The organism is Chitinophaga sp. GbtcB8 (assembly GCF_019091455.1).
In the GTDB taxonomy this organism is placed as follows: Bacteria; Bacteroidota; Bacteroidia; order Chitinophagales; family Chitinophagaceae; genus Chitinophaga.
In genome coordinates this window covers 108,670-135,460 of sequence record NZ_JAGXJN010000015.1, presented here as the reverse complement: position 1 = coordinate 135,460, position 26,791 = coordinate 108,670, and the positions used below count along the sequence as shown (strand labels likewise).

The 26,791-nt window shown below is 46.0% G+C and carries 16 protein-coding genes and 1 pseudogene; 8 read left to right on the top strand and 9 right to left on the bottom strand.

Translation table 11 applies throughout. From position 1 onward, the window contains the following. Positions 1–5: 5 nt before the first annotated feature. From KVT36_RS15505 to rodA, 3 genes are all read left to right on the top strand, one after another. Positions 6–4,469, top strand: coding sequence for a non-ribosomal peptide synthetase (locus KVT36_RS15505; protein ID WP_217604382.1), 4,464 nt, complete (start codon positions 6–8; stop codon positions 4,467–4,469). Positions 4,470–4,494: 25 nt separating this feature from the next. Next, positions 4,495–7,614: a cyclic peptide export ABC transporter gene (locus tag KVT36_RS15500; protein WP_217604381.1), complete on the top strand. Its 3,120-nt coding sequence runs from the start codon at positions 4,495–4,497 to the stop codon at positions 7,612–7,614. 69 nt (positions 7,615–7,683) lie between these two features. Beyond that, positions 7,684–9,003 carry a rod shape-determining protein RodA gene (rodA, locus tag KVT36_RS15495; RefSeq protein ID WP_254640022.1) on the top strand — a complete coding sequence of 440 codons (1,320 nt, stop codon included), beginning with the start codon at positions 7,684–7,686 and terminating at the stop codon, positions 9,001–9,003. Positions 9,004–9,007: 4 nt separating this feature from the next. Here the strand turns inward: rodA and KVT36_RS15490 are convergent, their stop codons facing one another. From KVT36_RS15490 to KVT36_RS15450, 9 genes and pseudogenes are all read right to left on the bottom strand, one after another. Next, positions 9,008–9,754, bottom strand: coding sequence for an MBL fold metallo-hydrolase (locus KVT36_RS15490; RefSeq protein ID WP_254640021.1), 747 nt, complete (start codon positions 9,752–9,754; stop codon positions 9,008–9,010). 162 nt (positions 9,755–9,916) lie between these two features. Then, entirely contained in the window at positions 9,917–10,393 is a 477-nt protein-coding gene (locus KVT36_RS15485) for a hypothetical protein (RefSeq protein ID WP_217604380.1), read from the bottom strand. A gap of 25 nt (positions 10,394–10,418) precedes the next feature. After that, positions 10,419–11,054 (bottom strand): hypothetical protein, encoded by a 636-nt coding sequence (locus KVT36_RS15480; RefSeq protein ID WP_217604379.1) that lies wholly within the window; start codon positions 11,052–11,054, stop codon positions 10,419–10,421. Between the two features lie 103 nt (positions 11,055–11,157). Beyond that, entirely contained in the window at positions 11,158–11,709 is a 552-nt protein-coding gene (locus KVT36_RS15475; RefSeq protein ID WP_089906457.1) for an RNA polymerase sigma factor, read from the bottom strand. 206 nt (positions 11,710–11,915) lie between these two features. Continuing rightward, the gene (locus KVT36_RS15470; protein WP_217604378.1) at positions 11,916–12,878 is read right to left on the bottom strand and encodes a transketolase family protein; all 963 of its coding nucleotides are present in this window, start codon (positions 12,876–12,878) and stop codon (positions 11,916–11,918) included. 126 nt (positions 12,879–13,004) lie between these two features. Then, a pseudogene (gene galE, locus KVT36_RS15465) lies at positions 13,005–14,015 on the bottom strand (UDP-glucose 4-epimerase GalE); the annotation flags it as partial. A 209-nt stretch (positions 14,016–14,224) separates the two neighbouring features. After that, positions 14,225–15,094 carry a glucose-1-phosphate thymidylyltransferase RfbA gene (gene rfbA, locus KVT36_RS15460; RefSeq protein ID WP_217604377.1) on the bottom strand — a complete coding sequence of 290 codons (870 nt, stop codon included), beginning with the start codon at positions 15,092–15,094 and terminating at the stop codon, positions 14,225–14,227. A 162-nt stretch (positions 15,095–15,256) separates the two neighbouring features. Next, positions 15,257–16,264, bottom strand: a complete 1,008-nt coding sequence (locus KVT36_RS15455) for an inorganic phosphate transporter (protein ID WP_217604376.1) — start codon at positions 16,262–16,264, stop codon at positions 15,257–15,259. A 38-nt stretch (positions 16,265–16,302) separates the two neighbouring features. Beyond that, entirely contained in the window at positions 16,303–16,953 is a 651-nt protein-coding gene (locus KVT36_RS15450) for a DUF47 domain-containing protein (RefSeq protein ID WP_217604375.1), read from the bottom strand. A 149-nt stretch (positions 16,954–17,102) separates the two neighbouring features. Between KVT36_RS15450 and KVT36_RS15445 the strand changes: the two genes are divergently transcribed. From KVT36_RS15445 to KVT36_RS15425, 5 genes are all read left to right on the top strand, one after another. Further along, on the top strand, positions 17,103–17,930 hold the full coding sequence (locus tag KVT36_RS15445) for a UDP-2,3-diacylglucosamine diphosphatase (RefSeq protein ID WP_089906452.1): 828 nt from the start codon (positions 17,103–17,105) through the stop codon (positions 17,928–17,930). Positions 17,931–18,107: 177 nt separating this feature from the next. Beyond that, complete coding sequence (locus KVT36_RS15440) at positions 18,108–18,506, top strand: hypothetical protein (protein ID WP_217604374.1); 399 nt, start codon at positions 18,108–18,110, stop codon at positions 18,504–18,506. 146 nt (positions 18,507–18,652) lie between these two features. Continuing rightward, a complete protein-coding gene (locus KVT36_RS15435; RefSeq protein ID WP_217604373.1) occupies positions 18,653–21,439 on the top strand; it encodes a TonB-dependent receptor in 2,787 nt (928 codons plus the stop codon). A gap of 79 nt (positions 21,440–21,518) precedes the next feature. Then, complete coding sequence (locus KVT36_RS15430; protein ID WP_217604372.1) at positions 21,519–22,985, top strand: hypothetical protein; 1,467 nt, start codon at positions 21,519–21,521, stop codon at positions 22,983–22,985. Positions 22,986–23,449: 464 nt separating this feature from the next. Next, complete coding sequence (locus KVT36_RS15425) at positions 23,450–26,695, top strand: carboxypeptidase regulatory-like domain-containing protein (RefSeq protein WP_217604371.1); 3,246 nt, start codon at positions 23,450–23,452, stop codon at positions 26,693–26,695. Positions 26,696–26,791 lie beyond the last annotated feature (96 nt).

The window sequence follows — 26,791 nt, the reverse complement described above, 5'->3', positions numbered from 1 at the left end:
TATACATGTCAGAGAATATTTCTCCCGTTATATACCCATTAACCAATCCTCAGAAAAGGATCTGGTATGTTGAAAAAACGCAACCGGGTACTGCAGCTTTTTGTCTTGGAGGGATTGTCAGGTTTAAAGGCAGCGTTGATTGCGCTTTGCTTCAACAAGCCATTAACGAATGCGTGCGGCACAACAATGCCATGCGTATCCGGATCGCAGCGCATAATATGGAGCAGTATGTAGCAGCATTTGCCCCGTTTAGTATTGAGCTTTTCGATTTTAGCAAACGGGAAAATGAGCTCAATACCTGGATCAATAAAACATTTAGCAGCCCTTTTGAGCTATCGGATGCACCGTTATACCATTTTGCTTTTTATAAGTTAACAGATCAGGAATATGGCTGGCTGATAAAGGTGCATCATATTATTATGGACGGATGGTCTGTCTCACTAATGACAGACCAGGTGTACCGGCATTATGAGATCATCAAAGGCAATGCAATGCCGGTACACGAAACACGGCCGGACTATCTTGCATATCTTGATGAAGAAGCGGCTTACAGGCAATCTCCGGAGCTGGAAAAAGATAAGGTATTTTGGCACAGTAAGTTCAGGCATCTTCCTGAAACCTTCATGAGTAATATCAATGGTGTTCATGCAGGCAAGCGCATTACCTACCTGCTGGAAGCAGGGAAGGTAACGCAGTTGAGAGTTTACCTGCAGGATAAAAAGGTTTCCCTGAATACATTCTATACTGCCCTGATGTTGCTTTATTTATATAAAACAACCAATGCTGCAGAAATTACTATAGGCGTACCCGTTGCAAATCGTTTATCAAAGGCCGGTAAACGTACCATTGGAATGTTTACCAGTACAATGCCCTTCCTGTTCCATTTATCCCCGGAGCTCTCCTTTTCAGCCTTCCTGGCAGCGGTGCACCGGGAGCTGCGTGCCTGTTATGCGCATCAGCGTTACCCTTACAATGAGCTTGTTAATGAGCTGGGATTGAGTAAGCTGGGATACAATAACCTGTTCAATGTTTGTGTAAATTATTATAATACCCGTCATGCTACCTTGCTGGACAATATGCCGGTGGAGAATGATGAATTATACAATGGCTACCAGTACTACCCGCTGCAGCTGGTTATAAAAGAATGGCTGGACGATGATACGGTGCAGCTGCAGTTCGACTTTATAGATAAAAGCTATAGCCGGGAAAAGATAGCCATCCTGAAAGAGTGCCTGGATAATATAACAGAGCAGGTGCTCCGGCAGGAAAGCCTGGAATTACGTCATATATCATTACTGGATGACGCTGCAACCAGGATGTTGCTGGACGATTATAATAATACGGATACGCTTCCGGGTAAAACGGTGCTGCGTTCATTTGATGAGCAGGTAGCGCTGTACCCGCACAGGATTGCCATCAGTGATCAGCCGGGAAGTTTAACCTATGCTGAGCTGAACCGGAAAGTGGATCATTTGGCAGCTTATCTGCTCAGCCAGGGCATCGGCAAGGGAAGCAAGGTTTGTGTGGTATCTGAAAGGAACATTGATTATGTAGTTATTATATGGGCTGTTTTAAAGGCCGGCGCCTGTTTTGTGCCTATAGATCACCAGCTGGCGCCTGAAAGGCGCAGGTATATTATCGGGCAAACCGAACCCGGAGTTATTATCAGTAACACCCAAAATACCTTTACAGAGGAACGGTATAATGTGATCGCTATACAGGATATTCCGGAAACCGTACCTGCTTTGGCTGAAGTTTTTCCCGCTGTGGATCCGGAAGACATAGCCTATATCATGTACACTTCCGGCTCCACCGGAGTGCCCAAGGGAGTAGTGATCACGCATGCTAATCTGGCGAACTATATTAACTGGGCAGCGGCCGTTTATCTTAAAGATGAAACAGATGTATTTGCATTCTACTCCTCTATAGGATTTGACCTTACTATTACTTCCCTGTTTGTACCGCTGGTAAAAGGAGCGCAGATAAGAGTATGCCCTGCATCTGTATCCGGAAATATTATACGCGATATAATAGATGAAGGCAAAGTAACGGTTATTAAACTTACGCCTGGCCACCTTTCACTTATTAAAGATGCGGATAACCGGGGCAGCATAGTAAGAACATTGATCGTGGGCGGAGATGCTTTTAGCACCCTCCTGGCACAGCAGGTATACCGCTCTTTTGATAAGGAGATGGCGATCTACAATGAATACGGGCCTACAGAAGCAACGGTGGGGTGTATGATATACCGCTATTCAGCAACGGACCATGAGCTGCTTTCCGTACCTGTTGGCAGGCCGGCTGCCAACACAGGTATATATATATTGAATGCGGATCTGCAGCAGCTGCCGCTCCTGCATGCCGGTGAAATATATATTGCCGGCAACAGTGTGGCGCAGGGTTATTTTAAGAATGAGGAAGCTACCCGCAGCAGCTTCCTGCCAGATATACGGAATCAGGGCCGCCGCATGTATAAAACCGGCGATTATGCTTTGTTTATTGATAAAGACCGTGTGTTATATGAAGGGCGTAAAGACAAGCAGGTAAAGATCCGCGGTTTCCGGATAGAATTGCAGGAAATAGAAAAGGTAATTTCCATGCATGCTGCAGTAAAGGAAGCAGTGGTCATTGTAACAGAAGGAGCTGATAAAACCCTGGCCGCATGTGTGGTGCCGGTAGCGGATGTTACGGAAGCGAAAATGAAAACCCATCTAAGGAACTATTTGCCGGAATATATGATCCCGCCGTTCTTTATATTTCCGGATAAGATACCCCTGAATATAAACGGGAAAGTGGATAAAGAGCAGGTACAACACATGCTTACTGCCGCTGACAGGACCGGAAAAACGGTCGCAAGAGCTGCCGCTACCGGTTTTGAGCAGGAAATGATAACCTTGTTACAGCAGGTATTAGCTGTGCCGCAGATCAACCTGGATGATAATTTTTATTTTATTGGAGGAGATTCTATCAAGGCCATACAGTTTTCTTCAAAACTGGCGGAAAGGGACCTTCAGATCAATGTGCAGGATCTGCTGATGGAGCCGGTGGTAGGAAAGTTCCTGAGTAAGATCATCAGAAAGCATCCGCAGGGAGAAAAAACAAGCGCATCCGGTTACATAGAAGCTACACCGGCAACAGCCTGGTTTTTTAACCAGCAGCTGCCGGAGCCGGGCTATTATACACAGTCGGTATTGCTGGATTTAACAGCTCCTTTTTCAAAGGAAGTGTTGGATGATATATTTACCCGACTTGTTCAGCATCATGATATATTTCGCGTAAACTATGATAAGCAGGCAGGGAAATTGTTTTACAACAATGGATGCAGCGGTGTACGGTTCGATACAAGAGAATATGATCTTTCAATACTGCCTGAGGCAGACCGGGAAAAACAGGTAGAAGAGCTGGGCATTAAAATGAAGGCTTCTTTTGATATAACAACCTCCCTTTTATTGCAGGCGGCGCTGTTGCATACCGGAAAGGGTAAACAACAGTTGTTTATAACGGCTCATCACCTGGTGATGGATGGTGTATCCATGAGAATATTATTGCAGGATCTGCTGACCCTCATGAAAAATGCCAGCCATACGCTGCCTGTTTTTTCCCATTCCTACCAGGATTGGGCTTTACAATTCCCAAAAGAATATTACCATGTACCTGAAGCGGATGAAATAACTCGTTGGAAAGAAGCGCTCCGGTTGGATGGCGGGGAGCTGCGGGATCATTTCTTTAATACCGGCCGGCAGCAAACAGGTAAGGATACAATAAAAGATCTTATAAGCGCAGCGGAAGTAACCCCTGTGCTGGATGCTGCAAATAAAACATATAGTATCTCAGCAGGTGAATTGTTACTGATCAATCTTGCGCTGGTACTGGAACGGATCACAGGTGTAAATAGAATTGTTATGGAAGTGGAAGGGCATGGAAGAGATATTTTATTCTCTTCCGGCATGGATGTTTACGGGACCATTGGATGGTTTACACAATTTATGATCCGCCCGTTTGTAATACCCGCCGGTAACCTGAATGATAAAATAAGATCCGTCAAAGACCAGCTGCGGAACCCTGAGTTTAAAACGCCGCGCTTTGCCATCCTGCGGGATGTATTAAAAGTGCTACCGGTTAATGAATGGGTGAGATTTAATTACCTGGGCGATTTTAACAATATCGATAATGAGCACTTTTGTATCAGCCAGGCTTCAACTGGCCCGGATGTTTCCCCGGAAAACGGATTGAATTGCTTATTGGAGCTGAATATGTACATGCTGAATGGAGCGCTGCAGCTGCAGGTGGTTTACAACAGCGTACGAACATCTGCCGGCATCGTGACCGGCCTTATAACGGAATTTAAACTTCAGCTGCAGGAAATATCGGATCTGCTCAGGGAAAAAAGCGATGCAAAAGAATTATCGCCCTCAGATTTTTCCATGGTTTCATTATCGCAATCTGAGCTGGATTCATTGTTTGATTAGCATCAAATATTAACAAGTAGAAATAATGATCTTTGTGAAACACAATAACAGCGCTGCAATAAAAGCAGGCTGTTTCCTGCTTTTATTATTATTCATCACTTCATTTGCAGTAAAGGCACACCCCCCGGAAGATGCTTTGCTGGCAAAGATCGATCAGTTTGTGCAACAGCAAATGAATGCTGCCGGCATTCCCGGGGTGGCCGTTACCGTGATCAGGGATAAACAGCTGCTGCTCAGCAAGGGATATGGTTATGCCAATGCAGAGGACCGGGAGCCGGTAACCCCGAATACCTTGTTCGAGATCGGCTCCAACAGTAAAGCATTTACTGCGCTGGGTATCCTGTATCTTGAAAAACGCGGTTCACTCTCGCTGAACGACCCGGTTACCAAATACCTGCCCTGGTTAAAGCTGCCTTTTACGGATGATGCTCATAAGGAAGTATACCCGGAAATAAAACTGCGCAACCTGCTGTACCATACAAGCGGGATACCATTTAACAGCATTAAGCTGTTTAAAAGCGGAACCGGCGCGGATGAGCTGGAGAATACCATAAAACGCCTGTCCGGAACACAGCTGGTAGCTTACCCTGGTGAGCAATACCTGTATGCAACCATTAACTATGATATACTGGGCTTAATTATTCAGCAGGTAGCCGGTCAGCCATACGAACAGTTTATATCAGCACAGATCTTACAACCGCTGGGCCTTGCCCATACAGTGCTGTTCAGAGAGGATGCAAAAGAGAAGATCGCACGTGGATATAAGTATTATTTCCTGCAGGTGAAGCCCTACAATGCGCCTGCATTCCGGGGTAATACGCCCGCAGGGTATATTCTTTCCAACAGTGTAGATATGGTGAAATGGATGCGTTTTCAACTATCTCTTTTGCAGAACAATATACTGTCGCCCCTCATAGAACGCTCGCATGTGCCGGATTATACCAGCCGGGGAAATGCAGGGAACACCTTTTATGCCGGCGGATGGCTGGTATATAACGGAAAGCGGAAGCTCATCATGCATAATGGGAATAACCCCAATTACTCTTCTTCTATTGTGCTTGACAGCAGCCGGCAAACGGGCATCCTGATCCTGGCCAATCTGAATACCACGGTTACACAACATATAGCAGAAGGCATCTATGATATTTTAGCAGGCAGAGAGGTCAGGCATGCGGAGAAAGACATTTACAAAGGTGTTAATACAATGGCAGGTTTATTATTACTTCTGTCCATTGTTTTCAGCGGCGCTACTTTGCTCTTCCTGTTACAGCTGATCCGGGAAATGCGGGCAGGAGAAAGGGCGGCACATGGCTCCAGGAAGCTGCTGCAGGACATAAAGTTTGGTGGGCCGCTGATCTTTATGGCGGGGCTGGCTTATTGCCTGTACCTGGTACCGGCCATATTATACAGCGGCCTAACCTGGGATTTTTTTACCGTATGGGCCCCGGACAGTTTTTCCATTGCCATAAAAGCATTGTACGGCTCCTTCCTGTTATTCTTTACTTACTTCCTTATCAACAATCTTTTTCCTAAAACAGGCGCTCCGGCTTACTACAGCCTTGTTATCCTGGCGCTGCTAAGCGGTATTGGTAATGCTGTTATCATTTATTCCATCAATGCTTCGCTGAATGAGCATAGTACTTCTATTTTAGGACTATTGTCTTATTTTATCTTTGGATTGTTCACTTATTTATATACCCGTAGATTATTAAGTGAACAGATGATCGCCCTCACCAATGCCAGGCTGTTCTCAATGAAAAAAGGAATTGTGAATAAGCTGCTGGACGTACCGTTCTCTACATTTGAGAAAATATCCAGGGAACACTTTTTCCTGGTAATGAATAACGATATCAATGAAGTGAGCCAGTTTCCCGCTGTAATGGTGCAAATGGCAACCGGCATAGTTACCCTGATATGTTGTTTTATTTATCTGGGAATGGTGAATATCTGGGGATTATGTATGTCCGGGATTGCGATCCTGGTGGTATGTACCTTATACTATACCGTTAGCCAGTCGGCCAATAAGATCATGCGGCAGTCACTGGACATACAGCGCAGAGTAATGCAATATGTAGATGACATGTGGAAAGGATTCAAGGAGCTGAAAATGAATGTATTGAAAAGGGCGCAAATTGAGAAGGACTTTACAGACGGGAATGATCAGCACCGGTCCAGGAATATCACTGCCCAATTGCAGTTTGCCAATGCTTTCGTAATAGGGGAGCTGTCGTTTTCCTTTATCTTCTGTATTGTTATCTTCCTGTTCCCGGTTATTTTCGTAGACCTGCAGAAGGATGAGTTACGATCCTATGTTTTCATATTCCTGTATATGAACGGGCCGGTCAATATTGTACTGAATGCCGTACCTAATTTAACCCGCATTAAGGTTTCCTGGAACCACATTTTACAGTTCCGTAAGCATTTTGGCCTGGAAGATACCCCGGGTTTAAAACAGGAATTGCCTGCACCCGGAAGCAGGGCGGCCGGGGCTACCTTACACTATAAAGATATCAGGTTTAGTTATGCTGATGATAAAGAGGAAGGTTTCCAGATAGGCCCTATATCCTGCACATTCCGTACCGGGGAGATCGTTTTCATAACCGGGGGTAACGGAAGTGGAAAATCCACCCTGGCAAAAGTGGTGACCGGGCTTTATAGTCCGCAGAAAGGTAACATTACCTTGAATAATGAGCCGGTCGATGCTTTTACACTTGCCCAGCAGTTTACCGCTATATTCAGCGATTATCACTTATTTAGCAAGCTTTATGGCATTGATTATGAAAAGAAGATACCTGTTTTAGAGGATAAGCTGCGGCAGCTCCGGCTGGATGATAAGCTGGAGATCAAAGATGGCAGGTTTAATACCCTGAGCCTTTCCAGCGGGCAACGGAAGAGAATGGCATTGCTGGTAAGTTACCTGGAAGATAAACCCTTCTGCTTTTTTGACGAATGGGCTTCTGACCAGGACATTGAATTCAGGCACTTTTTTTATACCACCCTGCTGCAGGAGCTAAAAAAACAGCATAAAGCGGTGATTGTTATCTCCCATGATGACCGTTATTTTGGGGTTGCCGACCGGATCTATGATATGAGAATGGGAATGATCGTTGACCGGAACGTAGAAGCCGGAATTCCATCACTTTAAATAACACACGAAGTTTCATTTGAAATCTCTAATTTAGCATTCAGTTTTTTAATTATATCATAGCAGCCTTTGCTGAAAAGGCTGAACGATCAGATTCTTTCTATGCGCGACCGGCAGATAAAGCTTACACAAGGGATTGACTGGCCCATTATGGGATTGTACCTGGCGCTGGTATTAATAGGACTGATGTCCATATTTGCTGCGGAATACCGGGAAGGGGATAATGTATGGTATAACGTGATGCATCAAAACACCAACTATGCGCGCCAGCTGTTATGGTTTGGCGTTTCATTGGTGCTGGCTACTATTATATGGTTAACGGATAGTAAGTTCTTCACGGCCACGGCCAATATATTATATGCCTTTGGCCTGCTGTTACTCTTGCTGGTACTGGCCATAGGTACGGATGTAAAGGGCTCGCACTCCTGGCTGGTGATCGGCGGCTTCCGCTTTCAGCCGGCAGAGTTTACGAAGCTGTGCACCAACCTGGCGCTGGCTAAATACCTTTCCTCGCTGGAAACGGATTTTAATAAGCTGCGCTCCCGCCTGATAGCGGCCTCCTTTGCGCTGATACCGGCTGTTATCATCATTTTCCAGGATGAAACAGGTTTGGCGCTGGTGTATTTCTCTTTTTTCCTGGTCATGTACAGGGAAGGGCTGCCCGGCGCTTTGCTGGTGATCGCCTTCTCCGGGATCATACTGGTGCTGAGCGCCCTGCTGGTAGACAAGAATATCCTCTTTATTATTTTCTCCGTGATCACCGCGCTGGTGATCTATTTTAACCGGCGTGAGATCAAACGCAGCCGGGGCCGCCTGGCGCTGATCCTGGGCATCTGGGCTTTCTGCTCTTTGTTTGTGATGTTTATAGTACCCTTTGCATTCACCAAGGTGCTGAAAGATTATCAGGTACGCCGTATTGAAGTAATGCTGGGTAAGGAAAATGATCCCAAGGCTACCTATAACACCCGCCAAAGTATGATTGCCATCGGCTCCGGCGGGTTCTTTGGCAAAGGTTACCTGAAAGGCACGCAGACCCGTTTTGACTTTGTACCGGAACAAAGTACTGACTTCATTTTCTGTACCATAGGGGAAGACTTTGGCTTTTTTGGCAGCATGATATTCCTGGGCATTTTTGTAGCCCTGCTGCTGCGGATCATTTTCATAGCAGAACGACAGCGATCGACCTTCAGCCGCGTATATGCGTATGGGGTAGCCAGCGTTGTTTTCTTTCACCTGGCTATTAATATAGCCATGACCATTGGTTTGGCGCCGGTAATTGGTATTCCACTACCATTGGTGAGTTACGGCGGCTCCTCGCTGATGACCTTTACCATGATGATATTTATTATGCTGCGTTTGGATGCGGACCGGCAGATGGTGCTGCGGTAGGTGGCTAAAACTTCCCAAACGGCATTTTCGTATCATGATAATACAGGAAGGTCCAGCCTTCGGCGGTGCCGCGTTCCAGGAACTGCTGGCGCAGCTCCATACTGCGTTTGCCATCATAATCATACTTAGCAATAAAGCGGCTTTTCATTTGGGAGATCTGCGGCGCTACATCCCCGCCAAAGAATACTTTATCTTCCCCATCATCAATTAAAAATACCTGATGGTATGGGCAGTGCCCGCCGGTGAGCTCATAATGAATATAATCATCTATGGTGCCATTGCCATCAATAAACACTACATTATCACGCTGCTGCAGCAGGGTTACGTCTTCTGCGTGATAGCTTTTGCCATCCTGCTCAATGGCATAGGCCATTTCCTGCTTATTTACATAATAGGTAGCCTGCGGAAAGGTTAAGCTGCGTTGGTGCGTAACCGGGTCCAGGGTAGATACGCCGCCGGAATGGTCTTTATGTAAATGGCTCATGAGCACTTTGGTGATCTCCATAGGATTTACGCCATGGTCAATTAAATGCTGGTGCAGCTGCAGCACCCCATCTGTATTGCGGAACCCCAGGCCGGTATCCAGTAAAATATAGTCGCGGTCAGTAATTACGAGGAAAGGTTGGATCTCTACCAGCAGTGAGCCGTGATTACGTTGCTGCATGGTGTCTTTGCCTGCATCAAAGGGAATGAACTTCTTAGTAGCATCTACCGTGAAAGAGCCTTCCGATAAAGGAATTATACGTGCCATCACGTAAAATTACAAAGTTATAAGGTAAGAATATGTGCTGTAAATTCATTAACGGGCTTCCTTATCAGATGTAGCCATGTACAGAAATGAAAATGTGCAAATGAAATGCAATTATCCGCATTAATCATTTGCACATCTGCATATTTATAATTTGCACATTAATTACGGCCTTACCCTCCGCAAATTCCTATCCGCTCCCCGCTCTTTTAACTGGCGGAACAGCTGCGTACGGAACTCCCGCTCTGCTTTGAACACAGAGCTGGCTTTGCGGGGCGGCAATGCTTTCAGGAATTCCTGTTTATAACGGGTACGCACATTCACCATGCGTTGTTCAATATCCATTTCCTTGTCCAGGGCCTGGCGGGCGGCATCGTCATTGCTGCGGTCCTGCTGCTTATTACGCCGGCGTTCGGCTATCAGCAATTCTACTTCGTGTGTATAGTTATTATAGATAGGCCAGAATTTTTCAGCTTCGGCCGGGGTAAGCTCCAGCTGTTTGGAAAGATAGCCGATCTCCGCCGCCCTGATCTTGTCTTTCAGGGTGGCGTTATCGCCGGGTTCCGGTTGCTGTGCGCTGGCCCGGATAACCAGGCAACACATCACAGCCATTAAAAATCCTAGTATGTTAAAATGTTTCATGAATTAATTCGCTAATGTTTGCACCTTAGTTTTGCCAGCCAGAGCTCTCCAGGTACTTTTGAATGGCTTCAGAGGGCAGGTTACTAAGGTCGGTTGACATGCTGGGCAGCTCATCGGCTACCTCCTCGGTGGATACGTTTGAAAATATAGCCTCCTTATCAAAAGCATCCGTATGTGTTTGCAGGTAATCTACTATTTCCTGGTCGGGAATGCCGGCCAGCTGGGCTTCCAGGCTGCTGGCATTGTGAGAGGTACCTTTGAACATGAATAAAACACCCGTTAAAATGGCTGCAACAGCCGCCGCAGCTATCCAGGCCATATAAAGCCTGCGGGTATTGCGTAAGGGCACCACTTTGGCTGGTATGGCCTGCTCTTCAGCAGTAATGGCTGCCATTACCCGCTCAGGCAGCTCCTCAAAGTAACCGGTTGGTACACTTTGGGGCTGTGGCCGGGGTGCGGCAGCCAGCAGGGACGACAGGGCGGCCAGCTCTTCCTGCACCGGCTCCGGGTCTGTATTTGCCGCCCGTACGCGTTGCATGATCTGCTTCGGCAGGGCATTAAAATAACCTTCCGGCGCCATAAAAGGCGCATCAGCAGGCAAGTTCAGACCGGGAACGATCTCCTCCAGTTCATCCGCAATATCTTTTCCCTTTTTATTCATAATACTTGGTTAGACAATGAGCAAAGACAATAGTTTAATGGGTCCGTGCGTTATAATCTTTAATGTCTGGTTGATAAGGGCTTACGCCTGGTTATTCTGATCTTTATCCGTTCTTAATAAATTCCTCGATCTTTTTCACAGCATGATGATAAGAGGCCTTTAGCGCGCCTTCGGATGTTTCCAATACCCGGCTCATTTCTTCATAAGGCATTTCATCATAATACCGGAGGTTAAATACTACCCGTTGTTTTTCCGGCAGGCTTAATATAGCGCGTTGTAGCTTCCACTCCAGCTTATTAGCATCAAACTGACTGTCGGCACGCAGCTTATTACTCAGGCCAGTTTCTACGTCGGATAAAGATACCGATGATTTTCTTTTCTGCTGTTCCAGGAAAGTAAGGCTTTCATTGGTGGCTATCTTATATAACCAGGTAAAAAGCTGTGCATCTTCCCGGAACCCTTCCAGGTTTTTCCAAACCTTAATGAACACGTTCTGCAATACATCATTGGCATCCTCATGATCTACTACCAACCTGCGGATGTGCCAGTACAACCGTTCCTGGTACTTACGGATAATATCCGTAAAACCTTTTTCCCGGGTTTCCGGCTGCCGGTATAACGCTAAAAGTGCTTTATCATCCTGTGTAACGGCCATGTTAGGTTAAATGGGAGGTGCTGATGTGTAAACCGGCGCATGCATGCATACACTGCACACCCTACATTTACACACGATATTGCTCACGCTTGTTCTATAAAGTTTAGTAATGGAATGAAATTAAATAAAAAATCCATCTATGAGATGGATTTTTTATGCAAAAGTTTAATCTGATATGTAAATATGCAGCTGTGCACAGCGGCACATTATTTAGTCTTCCGGCTAATTGCTTTTTCTGCAGCAGCCACAATGTGGTTGGCATCCAGACCGTACTTTTTCAGCAGGTCCAGGGGTTTACCGCTTTCGCCAAAGGTATCGTTGGTACCTACATATTCAATGGGCACGGGCAGATGGCGGGCCGCTACCTGTGCAATGCCGTCGCCAAGGCCGCCCAGCACGTTATGCTCTTCAGCAGTAACTGCGCAGCGGGTTTTGGTCAGGGAGCGCAGTACGGCTTCCTCATCCAGCGGCTTAATGGTATGTATGTTAATGATCTCAACGCTGTAGCCTTTTTCTTCCAGGATCTTACCAGCTTCCACGGCTATCCACACCAGGTGGCCGCAGGCAAACAGGGTAATATCATTGCCTTCATTCAGCACCTGGGCTTTACCGATCTCAAATTTTTGATTTTCCGCTGTAAAGTTGGGCCATTTGGGACGGCCAAAACGCAGGTACACCGGGCCTTCATAATCTGCAATGGCAATGGTGGCTGCCTTGGTCTGGTTAAAATCGCAGGGTACTATCACGGTCATACCGGGCAGCATGCGCATTAAACCAATATCTTCCAGGATCTGGTGGGTAGCCCCGTCTTCACCCAGGGTAAGGCCAGCGTGGGATGCACAGATCTTTACGTTCTTGCCGGAGTAGGCTACTGACTGGCGGATCTGGTCGTATACACGGCCGGTTGAAAAGTTAGCAAAGGTAGTGGTATACGGTATTTTACCGCCAATGGTCATACCGGCGGCAATGCCTATCATATTAGCTTCGGCAATACCACACTGTACAAAACGTTCCGGAAACTCTTTAATAAAGGCATTCAGCTTCATGGAACCCAGCAGGTCGGCCGTAAGCGCTACCACATTGGGGTTCTTACGGGCTACTTCCAGGATGCCTTCTCCAAATCCTGCCCGGGTTTCTTTTTCATTTAAGGGTTGAATATCTTTTACCATATACCAGTTTTCAAAAGTTAGAACGTAAAAGTAATAATAATGTGCAAATATGCGGATGTACAAATGTGCAAATGCCCGGTTCCGGTTTTAAACCATCTATATATCTACATATCTGTAAATTTGTAATTAGTTGCTGAGCACTTTATCCCGCAGGCTTACTTCCCACTGCCAGGCGGTACGCATCATGTCCTCAATCCCGATCTTGGGTTCCCAGCCCAGTTTGGACTTGGCCAGGCTATTGTTGGCATAAATGGCTATTACATCACCGGGGCGGCGGGGGCCCAGCTCATAGTTCAGCTTTACACCGGAGATCTTTTCAAAGGCATTAATAGCTTCCAGCACGGTTACGCCGTTGCCGGTGCCCAGGTTAAAGGTTTCCAGGTTGCTCTTATTCTTTTTGTCCAGCAGGTACTGCAGGGCGCGGGTATGCGCATTGGCAATATCCATTACATGAATGTAATCGCGGATGCAGGAACCATCACGGGTATCGTAGTCATGGCCGAATACGATCATCTTGGGGCGTTTTCCTATAGCCGTTTGCGTGATCATAGGCACCAGGTTATCCGGTTTACCCAAAGGCAGCTCGCCTATCAGGGCGGAAGGATGCGCACCTACCGGGTTAAAGTACCGTAGTATAATGGATTGCGTATCATTTACCTTATTATAGTCCTGGATGATCTGCTCACCTATTTGTTTGGTGCGGGCGTAGGGGGATTGTGCTTCGCCCAGCGGGGTTTCCTCTATCACCGGCAGTGCAGTGGCATTGCCATACACAGAGCAGGAGGAGGAAAATACAAAGTTGGGGATCTTAAATTCCTGGATACATTTCAGGATGTTTACCAGGGAGGTAAGGTTATTATGAAAATACAGCAGCGGTTCTGCTACGGATTCCGGTACGGTTTTCAGCGCTGCAAAGTGTATCACGCCTACAATGTCCCGGTTCTCGTGAAAAACAGCATGGGTATCTTCCAGGTTGCAGAGGTCCACTTTGTAATTATGGATCTTTTTGCCGGTAATTTTTTCAATACCGTCCAGTAGTTGGGTAGTGCTGCGGATGTTACTGTCTACAGATACTACATCAAAGCCGTGATTGATCAGATCTACAATAGTGTGCGCCCCAATGTAGCCACAACCACCGGTAACAAGAACCTACATGATTTTAGATTTACGATTTTAGATTTACGATTTACAGGCCTATGATTTGATTGTCCCTAATTGTAATACCAAATTTAATAGTAACGCTATAATCGTAAACGTTATAATACTGCAACTTACGATTTAAAGATCAATGATCTTAATTGCTGCTGCAAATCTAAGATCGCAGATCTGAAATCGTAAATGCCTGATCACACTTTCTGTTTCAATACATCTTCCAGGTACTGCCCGTAACCGCTTTTCAGCAGGGGCTTGGCCAGCTCCTGCAGCTGTTCCCGGGTAATAAATCCTTTGCGGTAGGCTATTTCCTCAATACAGGCTATTTTAATACCCTGGCGCTGCTCAATCACCTGTACAAACTGGGTGGCCTGCATCAGGGAGTCAAAGGTGCCGGTATCCAGCCAGGCGGTGCCGCGTGGCAGTATGGATACTTTTAATTTGCCCCGGCGCAGGTATTCCCGGTTCACATCTGTGATCTCATATTCACCGCGGGGGCTGGGTTCCAGGTCACGGGCAATGTTCACCACCTCGTTATCATAAAAATACAGGCCCGGTACTGCGTAGCTGGATTTAGGCTGGGCAGGCTTTTCCTCAATAGACACGGCTTTCATTTGCGCATCAAACTCCACCACGCCGTAACGTTCCGGGTCAGATACGTGGTAGGCGTATACAATACCGCCATCCGGGTCCACATTATTGGCCAGCTGGGTGCCCAGGCCGGCGCCATAAAATATATTATCGCCCAGTACCAGGGCTACTTTATCATTGCCAATAAATTCCCGGCCAATTACAAAAGCCTGGGCCAGCCCGTTGGGAGTGGCCTGCTCTGCATACTGCAGGCGTAAGCCATACTGGCTGCCATCGCCAAACAGGCGTTTAAAGGCAGGCAGGTCATGCGGGGTAGAAATGATGAGGATATCCTGTATGCCGGCCAGCATCAGCGTGGACAGCGGGTAATAGATCATGGGCTTATCATAAATGGGCATGATCTGCTTGCTGATAGCATACGTGATAGGATGTAAGCGGGTACCCGAGCCACCTGCCAGAATAATACCTTTCATTTGCCTAAAGTTTTTGGATCTTTCACAAAAATCTCACAAAAATAGGGGGTTGAAAGGAATTTTTAATAAGAAAAAGTTGGGGCCGTAGAGGGAAAGTGCGCGTTTACCGCCTCTGGCGCAGAAGATGCAGCCAATAAACCGGTAAACGCGTATGCTTTGCCGTTATTTAATGAAAATATTTACTATAAAGTACACTACCGCTGCTACCAGGGCGCTGATAGGGATGGTCATGATCCAGGCCCAGAGCAGGCTTACTGTTACCCCCCAACGTACTGCGGAAAGGCGTTTGGTAGCGCCTACGCCTATAATAGAGCCGGTAATGGTATGGGTGGTGCTCACCGGTATGCCCAGTGTTTCTGTGAGGTACAGGGTTATGGCGCCTGCTGTTTCCGCAGCTACGCCTTCCAGTGGGGTTACCTTGGTAATACGGGTACCCATGGTTTTAACGATCTTCCAGCCACCGCTCATGGTACCCAGGCCTATGGCGGTAAAACAGCAGAGCGGCACCCAGTTGGGCACATCCGTAATTTTATCAATAGAGCCGTGTGCCACCATGGCTGCGGCAATAATACCCATTACCTTCTGGGCATCATTACCGCCGTGGCCTAAGCTCAGGGCCGCGGAGGAGAGCAGCTGCAGGCGTTTGAACCAGTTCTCTGCCCGGAAAGGGTTGGCCCTTTTACAGATATTTACGATCAGGATGGTAATAAAAAAGGCCACTACCATACCAATAAAGGGCGCCAGCACTATAAAATAAATGGTGGGCATTACTTTGGAATAGTTGATCACGTCAAAAGAGCCGTGGGCATTGGCTACCGCAGCGCCAATAAATCCGCCTATAAGGGTATGGGAGGAGCTGGAAGGGATACCGTACCACCAGGTCATCAGGTTCCAGGCAATAGCGGCCAGCAGCCCGCAAAAGATCACTTTCAGGGTAATATATTGCTCAAAGATGGTTTTGGCAATAGTATTACCTACCCTAAACTCCCCATAAATATATTTGGACATAAAAAAGGCGGCGAAGTTGAATACGGCCGCCCACAATACTGCCTGGAAAGGCGTTAATACTTTGGTAGAAACAATAGTGGCAATAGAGTTGGCGGCATCATGAATACCGTTAATGTAGTCAAACACGAACGCCAGTATAATGATAACAATCAGAAAGGTCATAGCTAAGAAATTACGTGAACATTCCCCCCGCCTGCGGATCAGGCGTACTTAATAATGATGGTTTCAATTACGTTGGCGCAATCTTCACACTTATCCGTAGCTATTTCCAGCGCCTGGTATATTTCACGCATTTTGATCAGCTCCGCCGCATTGGTCTCTGTATCAAACAGATCGGCAATGGCCATGTCATAAATGTCATCCGCATGGTTTTCCAGGCTATTGATCTTTACACAGGCATCGGTAATGTTCCGCATGTTCTTCATGTCGCGCAGCTCGTGAATAGCTTTGTGCAGCTCTGCCACACCCAGGCTTATCAGCTCTGCCAGCTTACGGATGCTGTCATTCAGCTCATACACTTTGTACAGGTCAATCCTTTTAGCAGAACCGTGAATATAATCTGCCACATCGTCCAGGGTGGCTGCCAGGTAATGGATATCCTCCCGGTCAAAGGGCGTAATAAAATTCTGGCCCAGCTCTACAAATATCCGGTGGGTATAATCGTCATTTTTGTGTTCCAGCCGCTCGATCAGGTGCACTTTGTCCTTGCGGATGCTCAGGTCGTTTGTGGTTACCAGCTCATTCAGCACTTCTCCCATTTCCACCAGGTTGGCTGCTACATCCTCGAACAATGAATAAAAAACCCGGTCTTTCGGCATAAAAAGTTTCACAAAAGAATTGAAGCCTCCCATATAGGTGATGTTTGAAATTTGCGGCAAAAATAGCTATCCGGTGCCAATACGTCCAAGAAAATGTTAGAATTAATAATTCCTTAATACTGGGTTAATATAAAAGTAATATAGCAAATTTTTCTTTGCACTAAGGAATTGACTTGATTTAAATGTCTGAAAAACGCCCATTAGATATAGTTGTGATCTCCGATGTACACCTCGGGATCTACGGCTGTCACGCAAAAGAGCTGGTCCAATACCTGGATAGTATTGACCCGAAGATCCTGGTCCTGAACGGGGATATCATTGATATCTGGCAGTTCAGCAAGCGGTATTTTCCCAAGGCTCATACCAAGGTGATCCGCCGCATCCTCAAAATGATCGGTAAGGGTACGGATGTGTACTACCTGACCGGCAACCACGACGAAGCCCTGCGTAAATATGCTGGTTTTGAGCTGGGGAATTTTACCATAGACAACAAGCTGATCCTGGAAGTGGATGGAAAAGCCCACTGGTTTTTTCATGGCGATGTATATGATGTAACCATGAAAAACTCAAAATGGCTGGCCAAATTAGGAGGGAAGGGGTATGATATCCTCATCATCCTGAACCGCCTGGTTAATAACGTGCTGGAACGCCTGGGCCGGGAAAAGCTGTCGTTTTCTAAAAAAGTGAAGCAAAGTGTGAAGCAGGCGGTGAGTTTTATTTCGGATTTTGAGCAGATAGTGGCAGAGATCGCTATTGACAAAAAATTTGATGTGGTGTGCTGCGGGCACATCCACCAGCCTATTATAAAGGAAATGCAGCATAACGGTGGAACCGTTACCTACATGAACTCGGGCGACTGGGTAGAGAGCCTGACCTCACTGGAATACAGCAGCGGGGAATGGAAACTGTACCAGCACCCGGTTACTAAAACCAAGGTAGTGTTACCTGATGAAGATGATGACAGCCCGCTTCCCTGGGAAGTATCCAAAGTCATTAGCTTTAATCCCTGATACCCTATTTGCTATCCTTCCCATCTCCTACTGCACGCTTGAAACCCAATTGCATAAGTAATTGCTATCATGTTATTTACAATAACATAACAACTGCTTAATATTTAATTAAAGGTAAGCCGTTAAGTTTGCCGGAATCACAATCCTATAGCCAGGATGCAGTAATACCATATTGAGATGAAAGTTCTGAAGTTTCACCCTTTAATGACCATTTCCCTGCTGCAATTGCAGTTCCAGCGGCTGCTAAGCTGTAATGTAACGGTGTATGTGCATAACTCCCTTGGCAATGCCTTTGATACCCTGAAGGAAGCCGGTTTTCCTGCGGATATGCTGGTAGAATACCCCATTGATGAAACCCTGAGCCTGCGTGAGTTTGAAGAGGAGCTGGAAGAAAAGTTCAACTTCAGCCTGGAGCTGTGTAATAAAAAAGATAACAAGCCCTTTACCAACAAAAGCCAGCACCTGTTCCAGATCATTGCGGCAGATGGGAGCCGGGAAGATGGCAACAGCACCCTGGATATTTCGCTGGACCTGTGGCTGAATAACCGGCAGGCGCCCCCGGGTTTTTCCTGTTAATGAAACCTGTTCTATAAAATTCATGAATCCCCTATCCTTAATAATTTCTTAATAATTCTTTAACAACTTAACATTCTGGTAACACAGGCTTAACAATGCAGTAATAAGCCCGCAATAGTTTTGCTGTCAAATTCTATCAGCCAGTGATGAAAAGACGAACTATACCTGCGCAACTTTGGGTTTTTCTTGTAGTAGTACTCAGCTTTGTAAACACCGCATTTGCACAGAGTCCCGGTAAAATAGTAGGAAAAGTAACCGATAAAAAAACGGGCGAATCCCTGATTGGTGTTACGGTAGTGCTGCAAGGAACTAACAATGGTGCTGTAACGGATGTAGAAGGACGTTATACACTAAGCGTTGCCGCAGGTATCTATACCGTGGATTATAAATACATGGGTTACCAGACTAAATCCATTAGTGAAGTAGCTGTAAAAGGGGGCGCCGCAACTACCCTGGATGTGATCATGGACGAACCCCGGTCAAAAGACCTGAAGGAAGTAGTGATCACCGGCTCTTATAAACAGGAAACTATTAATGCGCTGTATGTGGCGCAGAAAAATAATACCGCGGTTTCCAGCGGTATCTCTGCAGACCAGATCCGCCGCTCACCGGATAAAAGCACCGGCGAAGTGCTAAAACGTGTAAGCGGTACCAGTATACAGGATAATAAATATGTTATTGTACGCGGTTTAACAGACCGTTATAATAACGCTACCATGAATAACGTGCTGCTGCCCAGCACAGAGCCGGACCGCAAAACATTCTCCTTTGATATTATCCCTTCGGGGTTAATAGATAATATTGTTATTAATAAAACTGCTACACCGGATAAGCCGGGCGACTTTGCCGGCGGCCTGGTACAGGTGAACACCCGGGACTTTCCGGATGAGAAATTTATATCCATAGGAATAGGCGCCAGCTATAATACCCAATCAACTTTTAAAGATGGTAAGTCCGGTTTCCGCGGTAAATCCGATTACTGGACATTTGACGACGGATCCCGCAAGCTGCCTTCCATTGCGCCTGGCCAAACAGATTTTAATAATGCTACCGGCAAACAGCAGGATGATATTAATAAAGCCTTTAAGAACACCTGGGCTGTAGACAATAAGAAAAAAGTAATGCCCGGCACCAACCTGCAGATAACAGTAGGTAATACCAAGCTATGGAGCAATGAGCAGAAGTTCGGATACATTCTTTCCCTTACACATTATCATACAGAACGGAATGAGTTTGCCGAGCGTAATGATTATGATATAGATAATAATGTGTACAAACGCCATAACCTGGATACTACCAATCGTTATAGCAGCTCTTTAGGCGCTGTTGCCAACTTTGCATACAGTTTAAAGAACACTAAAATATCTTTCAAGAATATTTACAACCGGATCCTGGAAAATCAGACTATTCTGCGTAGTGTATCCACCAATCCCGCACCTCCCTTTGATTACGTTACCCAATCATCTCTGCGCGGTTTGGTAGAGCGGTACATCCTTTCTTCCACTTTACAGGGTGAGCATGGTTTTGGTAAGAAAAAGCTGGAGTGGATGCTGAACTACTCCAATACTAACCGTGAGGATCCGGATATCCGCATTTCCAACTATACCAATGATCACGCCATTGTGGACCAGCCGGTGAATGGCGGTACATCCCGTTCCTTTGCCAAGGTAAATGACAATATTTATAATGGTGGCGCTTCTTTCCAGTTCCCGCTGATCAAAGATTCCAAGCAAACGCTGAAGCTGGGTGTATTTGAACAATACCGTAAGCGTACCTCTAACTACCGCCCGTTCTCTTACCACCGGAGCTTTGATTTCAGCTATGATAATTTAACGATGCCTCCGCAGCTGTTGTTTGCTACCCCTAACCTGGGAAGTAATGGTTTATACCTGCGTGATGACAGCTCACCGGAGAATAACTACAAAGCCAACTCTAACCTGAGCGCCGGTTATTTTGCTTTCGATAATTTTATTACCGAAAAACTGCGTGTGATCTGGGGCCTGCGTTTTGAATCTTACCGCCAGCAGCTGAAGCCTGTTACACAAACGGGTTCTATCTTCACTACAGATACTACGTATAACAGCTTCCTGCCTTCTGCTAACATCGTATATGCGTTAACTGAAAAGACCAACCTGCGTTTGTCTTATTCCAATACTGTGGCAAGACCTGAGTTCCGGGAAATAGCTTCTTTCAGCTTCTATGATTTCCTTAACTCCGCAGCTGTATTCGGTAACCCGGCGTTAAAGCAAACGCGCATTACCAATGTGGACCTGCGCTATGAGCTGTACCCGCATGCCGGCGAAACTTTTGCCGTAGCTGCGTTCTACAAACGGTTTAAAAATCCCATTTCTGAAACCTGGTATAGTATAGATAATAATGACCGTACCTATATTAACCTGGACAATGCCAACACTATAGGCGCTGAGCTGGAAATAAGAAAGAATATGGAGTTCCTGTTAAAGAAATGGGGTACCAACTCTTACGTGTTCCTGAATGCCGCTTACATTCACTCCTCCATAAAAAATCCGAACCAAACCGTTCGTAACATCAATGGTGAAACGCGTCCTTTACCAGGCCAGTCTCCCTACCTGGTGAATGCCGGTTTGCAGTTGAATGATCCTTCCAATAGCATGGGCCTTACCATCCTCTATAATCGCATTGGTCCCCGCATTAATACGGTAGGTGATGACAGCAGTAACAAGCTGGATGTGTATGAGAATTCCCGTAACCTGCTGGATGTGCAGCTGAGCAAAAAACTGTTCAAGAATAATGCAGAATTAAAGGTGAACATTTCCGACATCTTTAATAACCCATATTTATTGTATCAGAACAAGGATAACAAAAAGGCTTATAAAGAAGGTACAGACTATATATTCTATTCATATAAAATGGGTACAAACTTCTCGCTTTCATTTAACTATACGTTCCATTAAGAACTTAGCGCATTGTTAATATTTGACTAACGATTAAATAACACACGTTTTATTTTTTTACAGAAACTAAATGACTATTATGAAACACCTTCGTGCTTCCTTCCTTGCCTTGACAGGTATTGCTTTGGGGTTTATGTCTTGTAGCGATGATGACAATCCAACACCGGATACTGGTGGAGAAAAACAACAGGTAGTGCTGGTTGGTAAAATTGACAAAGACAGAACTTTATCAAAAGACACTGTATATGTAATGCGGGATTATGTGTATGTGGTAAATAACGCTACTTTAACAATACAGCCTGGCACCACCATCCTGGGCGGCCAGATATCTCCTACCAAAGGTGGTACATTGATCATTACCCGTGGTGCAAAACTGATTGCAAAAGGTACTGCTGATCAGCCGATCGTATTCACTTCTGAGAAAGCAGTTGGCTCACGCAAGCCTGGTGACTGGGGTGGTATTATGCTGTTGGGTAAAGCCAGCACCAACCGTCCGGTTGATAAAAGAAAGGTAGAAGGTATTCAAGGTGCAGATGCTACCGTGGACCTGGGATACAGTGATGCTACCGGTGCATTTGTTGATACCGATAACTCCGGTACACTGCAGTATGTACGTGTTGAATTTGGCGGTATTGCACTGGCCGACACCAAAGACTCTGAAGTGAATGGCGTTACCTTCTACGCAGTTGGTAGCGGTACTACTGTAGATCACGTACAGGTAAGCTATTCCGGTGATGATGCTTTTGAATGGTTTGGCGGCACTGTAAGCTGTAAATACCTGGTTGCTTATGGTACCCTGGATGATAACTTTGATATGGACAGCGGTTTTAAAGGTAAGCTGCAGTTCTGCGTAGTATTACAGGATGCAAAATTCTCTGATATCGTGAGCCTGTCTAACGGTATGGAAGTAGATAACCTGAATGGCGCTAACACCAGCACTCCTTTCACTCACCCGATGATCTCCAATGTAACCATCGTTGGTCCTGGCAGCGCTACCGGTAGCGGTGATTACTTCTACTCCGGTGCACGTTGGAGAAGAGGTGCCACCTTTACTGTTGCTAACTCTGTAATCAGCGGTTTGCCCGTTGCTATAGACGTAGAAAGTAAAGTAGCTCAGGATTACCTGTCAGATGGTACTTCTAAACTGACTAACTGTATATTCCAGGCTTCCGGTATTAGCCCCATCACAGATCAACGTGGTAATGGCGCCGCCGCTATTGGCCCTGTATTATTTGATGGCGATAACAAAGATGCCTCTTACCTGACAGTTGCCGGTATCCAGACCCTGATCATGGCTGCTGCCAACAATAACGTAAGCGCTGCTGCTTTAGCTGATGTATTTACTGCAGTACCTTCTGTAAGCAACTTCAAGGCATCTAACACTGAATTTGCACTGAAGATCAGCAAAACAGCTGCTTTCTCTGCTGATTTTGATAGTTTCTTTGATAAAGTAACATATGTTGGCGCTGTTGATCCGGCTAATCCCTGGACCAAACAGTCATGGATTAACTGGGGGCCCCAGGAAACCGCATATGCTACTAAATAATTTGCGTAAGCGTAGATTTTCATAAACTGTTCAAGTACCGTCCTGCTTTTTAGCGGGACGGTTTCTTTTATGCAGAGATAATAGAGGCGGGAAGAATGTAACGATCATTGGTTAGTAATAATAATAAGCACAAAGAAGGTGGCTCCGTAGAGGGGCCATCTTTTTTTTACATCAGCACTAAACTTAATATTCCCGTAACAATCCCATAACACTGCTTATCTAATTTAGGAGAATATGCGAACCGAGCGGGGTTAACCCGGAAGGGATGCTCATTCCTTAACCTTAAACCTTGATTATATAAGATTCTATCAGCCCAAAAACCATAAAAACAGCACATATCATATCATAATTGATCTATAATACTTTGAAGATCATAGTCGCGCCTGCGAGTTAACATTAATTTAATATTCCGTTAACATACGCATAATGTGGCAAGGGTACGTTTGCGTCAAAATACAACAGACGTGAACAGGATATTCTACGCATTTTTTTTACTACTGGCCGGTTTTACGCTTACCACTACCGGTTTGTACGCACAGATCACCACTTCCCAGATCACGGGGAAAGTAACCAATGCCAAAGGTGAAAACCTGCCTGGTGTTACGGTTGTAGCTGTAAACACCAGCACCGGCGCTAAATCAGGGGCACAAACCAATGCCGATGGCCGCTACATTTTACCTAACCTGAATCCCGGTGGGCCTTATACCATCAGCGTATCTTTCATAGGTTATAAAAAAGACGAACGGGGCGATATTAACCTGGGCCTGGGTGGCAGCACTTTTAACTTTAAGCTGGAAGAAGAATCTACCGCTTTAAGTGAAATAGTGGTAGTAGGCAACACTGCGCCTAAAAGCGGGCGCATAGGACAGGAGCAGCTGAAAACCCTGCCCAGCCTGAACCGCAGCCTGCAGGATTTTACCCGTACCACACCGCAAAGTAATAACAACTCTTTCCTGGGTACTAACTTCCGTTATAACAACGTAACGCTGGATGGCGCTATCAATAACGATGCTATTGGTTTTAGCCCTTCACTGGGCGGGCAAACCAACAGCTCCGGCCAGCCGGGCAGCAGCACCCGCACCAACCCGGTATCGCTGGATGCTATCCAGGATATACAGGTATACCTGGCGCCGTATGATGTGAAGATCGGTAACTTCTTAGGCGGTAGTATTAACGCCGTTACCCGCAGTGGTACCAATGAGTTCCATGGCTCCGTATACGGTTTTGGCCGTGGCGCTTTCATGATCGGTAAGAACAACGCCGGTGATGGTTCTAAGCTGCCTTCTGATTTTCATGATTACCAGACCGGTGTTCGTGTAGGCTTTCCCATTATAAAAGATAAGCTGTTCTTCTTCAGCAACGAAGAAATTACCCGCCGCCGCGATCCTGTGATCCTGGCTGCCGGTTCACCGGATATGAAGCTGCTGACCGCAGATCAGGCAGAGCAGATCAAACAGCACATGCTGAGCTTTGGTGCAGATTACAATCCCGGCACTTATGATAACACCAGCATTTACTCCAACTCCAACAAGTTCTTTAACCGTTTAGACTGGCGTATTAACGACAAACATCAGCTGTCTATCCGTAACAATACCATCACCTCACAGGCTACAAACCTGGAGCGTGATCAGCAGAACTTCCGTTTTGGCGGTATTGACTACAAACAGGTGAACAACCAAACCTCTACGGTGGCTGAGCTGAAAAGCCAGTTTTCCAATACACTGTCCAACAGCCTGATAGTAGGTTATTCCAGCATTCACGATTATCGTGATCCAGTATCTAACCCGGCCCTGGCACAGATCCAGATCGCTTCCAACGGCGGTACCATTTTCCTGGGTACAGACCGTGAGGCCAGCATCTTTAACATGAAACAAAAAACCTTTGAGTTCACCGATAACGTAACCTTCTTCAAAGGCAACCATAATATTACCGTTGGTACGCACAACGAATTATATAACATCACCTATGGTTTTGTGAACTCCTGGAACGGCCGTGTTGACTACGGTTCTATTGCTGATTTCCTGGCAGACAAACCTTCCCGTGTACGTGGCAACTTTAACTATACCGATAATACCCGTGATTATATCATGAATAATCCGCCGGCACAGTTTAAAGTACAGCTGTATAGCCTGTATGCACAGGATGAAATTCAAGTGGGCGACCATTTGAAAATTACCCCGGGTGTGCGTTTGGATTATACCTACCTGCCTAACATGCAGCCGCTGAGTGATAAAACCACCGGCTCACCGGCAGATCCTAACTATGGTACCACTTATACTTATACCTTACCCAGGGATATTAAGAATGATTACCTGAACAACGTACAGATCTCTCCCCGCTTAGGTTTTAACTATGATGTGAAAGGCGACCAGAGTCTTGTTATACGTGGCGGTACCGGCTTATTTACCGGCCGTATTCCGTTTGCATGGTTAGGTTATGCTTATTACAACAACGGTGTTACTTACGGCGCCTATGATACCAAGTTTGGTTACAAAACCGATACGGACCGCCCGGTTGCAGGTTCTAACCCCATCTCTACCTCCCCTAATGGTTTAGCACAGTTTGTAACTGCACAGGGTAAAGATGTACATGATGCAAAAGGCGCTACCCAGGTAGATATGATCGATAATAACTTTAAAATGCCGCAGATGTGGAGAAGCAGCCTGGCGCTGGATTACAACACCGCTGACCAATGGCGTTTTTCCGTAGAAGGTATTTATACCAAAACCATTCATGACCTGCGTTTTCAGCAGGTGAACCTGGTTGATAACCCGGTTTATTATGAAGCATATGACAAACAGCACCTGCAGCCTATTTTCAGCGGCAGCAAAATAAATTCACTGTACACCAATGCTTACCAGCTGTCAAACACCGATCAGGGTTACCGTTACAGTATTACCGGCCAGGTGAGCAAACGTTTCAAATTCGGTTTAAATGCAAGCGCCGCGTATACTTATGGTCAGTCTAAAGACATTACCAACGGTATCCGTAACTCCATGGAATCTAACTGGCAGCTGAACCAGGCATTGAATCCTAACAATCCGCAGCTGGCATACTCTAACTTTGATATCCGTCACCGCATAGTAGCTACAGCTAACTACCGTGTGGACTGGAATAAGAAAGGTAAATGGGTTTCCAGTGTTGCTGTGTTCTTCAACACCTCATCCGGTGTGCCGTTCACTTACGGTTTCCTGAATGCAACTATACAGGGTACACCGCAGCAGGTAAGCCTGGCATATATTCCCAGGAAGGGCGAAACCGTTAACTTCTTTAATGATATCGCCAACGGCGCCACTGCTGTACAGCAAGCTGCAGCCTTTGATGCCTACATTGATAAAGATAAATACCTGAGCAGCCGCCGTGGCCAGTTCACAGAACGTAATGGTGGCCGTACACCCTGGAATACCCAGGCCGATATCCGCTTTACACAGGACTACAACATTAAAGCCGGTAAACGTACACACACTATCACGCTTACTTATGATATCGTGAACCTTACCAACCTGCTGAACAAGAACTGGGGTATTCAATACTTCTCATCCAATGCCTTCAACTCTACTGCCAGCGTTGGTTTGAAACAGCAGGGTACACCGGCTAATGCTGCTACCGATTATCCGAAATACACCTGGTCTGATCCGGGCACTCCTTACTCCAAGGACTTCTTTAGCTCCCGCTATCAGATGCAGTTAGGCTTGCGTTACAGTTTCTAAGCGCCTGCACATATGTTTTTTAAGAGCGTTCCGGTGTAATAACCGGGACGCTTTTTTTGAGCTTAATGGAGATTGATACACATGTATATATATCAT

Coding starts and splice junctions, on each gene's coding strand:
- KVT36_RS15505 (WP_217604382.1), top strand. CDS start 6: ATGTCAGAGAATATTTCTCCCGTTATATACCCATTAACCAATCCTCAG.
- KVT36_RS15500 (WP_217604381.1), top strand. CDS start 4,495: ATGATCTTTGTGAAACACAATAACAGCGCTGCAATAAAAGCAGGCTGT.
- KVT36_RS15490 (WP_254640021.1), bottom strand. CDS start 9,754: ATGGCACGTATAATTCCTTTATCGGAAGGCTCTTTCACGGTAGATGCT.
- KVT36_RS15485 (WP_217604380.1), bottom strand. CDS start 10,393: ATGAAACATTTTAACATACTAGGATTTTTAATGGCTGTGATGTGTTGC.
- KVT36_RS15480 (WP_217604379.1), bottom strand. CDS start 11,054: ATGAATAAAAAGGGAAAAGATATTGCGGATGAACTGGAGGAGATCGTT.
- KVT36_RS15475 (WP_089906457.1), bottom strand. CDS start 11,709: ATGGCCGTTACACAGGATGATAAAGCACTTTTAGCGTTATACCGGCAG.
- KVT36_RS15470 (WP_217604378.1), bottom strand. CDS start 12,878: ATGGTAAAAGATATTCAACCCTTAAATGAAAAAGAAACCCGGGCAGGA.
- rfbA (WP_217604377.1), bottom strand. CDS start 15,094: ATGAAAGGTATTATTCTGGCAGGTGGCTCGGGTACCCGCTTACATCCT.
- KVT36_RS15455 (WP_217604376.1), bottom strand. CDS start 16,264: ATGACCTTTCTGATTGTTATCATTATACTGGCGTTCGTGTTTGACTAC.
- KVT36_RS15450 (WP_217604375.1), bottom strand. CDS start 16,953: ATGGGAGGCTTCAATTCTTTTGTGAAACTTTTTATGCCGAAAGACCGG.
- KVT36_RS15445 (WP_089906452.1), top strand. CDS start 17,103: ATGTCTGAAAAACGCCCATTAGATATAGTTGTGATCTCCGATGTACAC.
- KVT36_RS15440 (WP_217604374.1), top strand. CDS start 18,108: ATGAAAGTTCTGAAGTTTCACCCTTTAATGACCATTTCCCTGCTGCAA.
- KVT36_RS15435 (WP_217604373.1), top strand. CDS start 18,653: ATGAAAAGACGAACTATACCTGCGCAACTTTGGGTTTTTCTTGTAGTA.
- KVT36_RS15430 (WP_217604372.1), top strand. CDS start 21,519: ATGAAACACCTTCGTGCTTCCTTCCTTGCCTTGACAGGTATTGCTTTG.